This is a genomic window from Mesorhizobium sp. M8A.F.Ca.ET.021.01.1.1, assembly GCF_003998025.1.
In the GTDB taxonomy this organism is placed as follows: domain Bacteria; phylum Pseudomonadota; class Alphaproteobacteria; order Rhizobiales; family Rhizobiaceae; genus Mesorhizobium.
In genome coordinates, this window is the sequence record NZ_RZSJ01000803.1 from 1 (window position 1) to 2,141 (window position 2,141).

3 protein-coding genes and 1 pseudogene are annotated in these 2,141 nt (G+C 62.6%); 1 reads left to right on the forward strand and 3 read right to left on the reverse strand.

Annotated elements, in window-relative coordinates:
* Positions 1-219 (forward strand): annotated as a pseudogene (ggt, locus tag EOA36_RS34105) (gamma-glutamyltransferase); the annotation flags it as partial.
* A gap of 84 nt (positions 220-303) precedes the next feature.
* Here the strand turns inward: ggt and EOA36_RS34110 are convergent.
* The 3 genes from EOA36_RS34110 to EOA36_RS34120 form a co-directional block, all read right to left on the reverse strand.
* A complete protein-coding gene (locus EOA36_RS34110; RefSeq protein WP_015319229.1) occupies positions 304-645 on the reverse strand; it encodes a hypothetical protein in 342 nt (113 codons plus the stop codon).
* Between the two features lie 269 nt (positions 646-914).
* Positions 915-1,403, reverse strand: a complete 489-nt coding sequence (locus tag EOA36_RS34115) for a hypothetical protein (RefSeq protein ID WP_245464549.1) — start codon at positions 1,401-1,403, stop codon at positions 915-917.
* 257 nt (positions 1,404-1,660) lie between these two features.
* A complete protein-coding gene (locus EOA36_RS34120) occupies positions 1,661-2,101 on the reverse strand; it encodes a hypothetical protein (RefSeq protein WP_127281091.1) in 441 nt (146 codons plus the stop codon).
* Positions 2,102-2,141 lie beyond the last annotated feature (40 nt).

A 2,141-nucleotide genomic window follows, 5' to 3' on the forward strand; every position in this document is an offset into this window, starting at 1 on the left:
GACACGGTCTATGTCGAGCCGTTCGGGCTTTCGCCCGATACCGAAAGGCTGCTCGCCGGTATGGGCTATCACCTCGATCTCGCTCACCAGAGCTGGGGCCAGGCGGCGGGCATTCTCGTCGGCGGCAAGAGCCTGGCGGAAATCGAGAAGGGCGGCGGCGCGCGCTACAATGGCGCCATCGACAGCCGCGCGGCGTCGGGCGAAGCGCTTGGATATTGACAGGCCGCAAGCCTGTTCCTTGCCGGACGAGGCCGGATTCCACCCTTCGGGAGCGGCCTCCGCTTCATGGCCCGGCAGGAGCCGTCAGGTCACCAGCGTGATGGTCGATGCAATCAGCATCAAGGCGGCAATGCCGACGAACAGCGCATAGATGCGTGGCCGGTCGAGCAAAAGCGCATTTCCCGATATCCAGGCCGACGTGGCGCCGCCCAGAGCGAAGAGGAAGCCGTTGCGATGGCCGAAAGTCATCGACGCGGCCATCAGCCCGCCGATAATCAGGGCGCCGAACACGATGATCACGGCGACCGCGTATTTCTCGAAGTCGTTGTTGCCGATCCCTGGTCCGATCGCGTTCAAATTCGGCAGGTCGTCCGGATCGAAGGGGTTCGCCGACCCGTATTCGTCTTGACCCATGGATTCTCGCATCACTTGATCTCCGCTGACCGGCAACAAACCATCAACGCCTGCCGAGCGCAACCCGATCGCGCTGTGGCGGATGCGCCCGGCACCGCTCTGGGCCCCTCTCGGGGATGGTTTTGCGGAGCTGTTGCCCGATCGCGTCACCTACCTTCTCGGGTTTGTCGCCTCCGATCCTGCCGGTGACGGTCAACCGCTCGGTACAGGCGGCTTTCGCGCTGCGGCAACCGAATATCGCCCTGGCTGAACATCTGCCTCGGTGAGACCACCTCGCGCTATCATTGCTGTGAAGGAGGGGCGCTCAGTCGACGATAGGGGATGCCATCGAATCTTGCCGTCACAAAATCGGTGACGGACATCTTGCGCTTGCGTCCGTCGCTGCAGGCGTAAACCGGCCAACCGGCATCGCTGCATTCGCTGGCTGCGCAAATACGCGCCAGGCAGTTACCGATAGTCAATCGGAAGCCGCCCTTGCCGGCGAAGCCTTGCAACAAGCTGCCGTCCGCCGAGCGCCATGTCCGCGCCCGGAATTCGGCCCGCAAAAGCAATGGTTCGAGAGGGATCGCAAGATTGGTTTCGCCGGCGCGCCCTGCGAACTGCAGACGGAAGCGCGCCATTGCAGTCGCGTACGCGGTCACAAGATCCGATTCGCGAAAATAGGCGATCGGCAGGTTGGAGCGATCAAACAGATGAGACATGCGTTCGCTTGCCTCTACCGGCATCAGCAAGGCAACAAAGACAAGAAAGGCGAAGCAAGCTCGCGACATTTTACAGCAGCCATATTGGTCTCGGCCTGCCGGTTTGGCCCCGGTTGCCCCCCAGCAACATCCCGCCAATCGTCGTCCTGCGCAAGCCGCTTGCCGAGGCAGTCCATGAGGCGGCCGAGTGTGCAATTCGCAAAGGCCGCCGCGTTAAAGCGATTGGAGGCGAAGACGGTGACCCGCATCGACGAATTTGCGCGGGCGATGGCGATGTACAGTCGGCGTTCGCGGCAAAGATGAACAGCTACCGCAGCCAGGGTTCCTTAGCCGAGGCGAGCCGGTGGCAGTTCGAACAGATTGGCGCCGTTCTCCTGGCCCCGCTCGACATAGCCGATGATGCCGAACCATCTGGCGACGTCAGGCCCCTGCAGCCAGCTGCGCGAATGGATCGGAAGGTTGCCGGCCAGCGCCTGGATATGCCTGATATGCCGCTTGCAGAAGCGCACGGTCGAGGCGCGGAAGAAATCCTCCTGCGCGGCAAACAGCGTATCGGCGGCATCGCTGTTCTCGTGCCAGGCAATGATCGCCACGGCCCTGTCGCCCTCAACGAGCGCATGCGCCCGGCCTTCCTTCAAATTCATCATCAGATTGTCGTAGGCGATCTTGCTGTCCTTGCCGGCCGCCACGTACTCGTCCGACATCCGCTTGGACAGGCCATGGAAGACATCCTCGAGATCCCCGAGCGTAGCCGCGCGTGCTCTCATCTCACCTCCTGCAGCCCCGGCAGGGAGTTTGCCCTAGGGA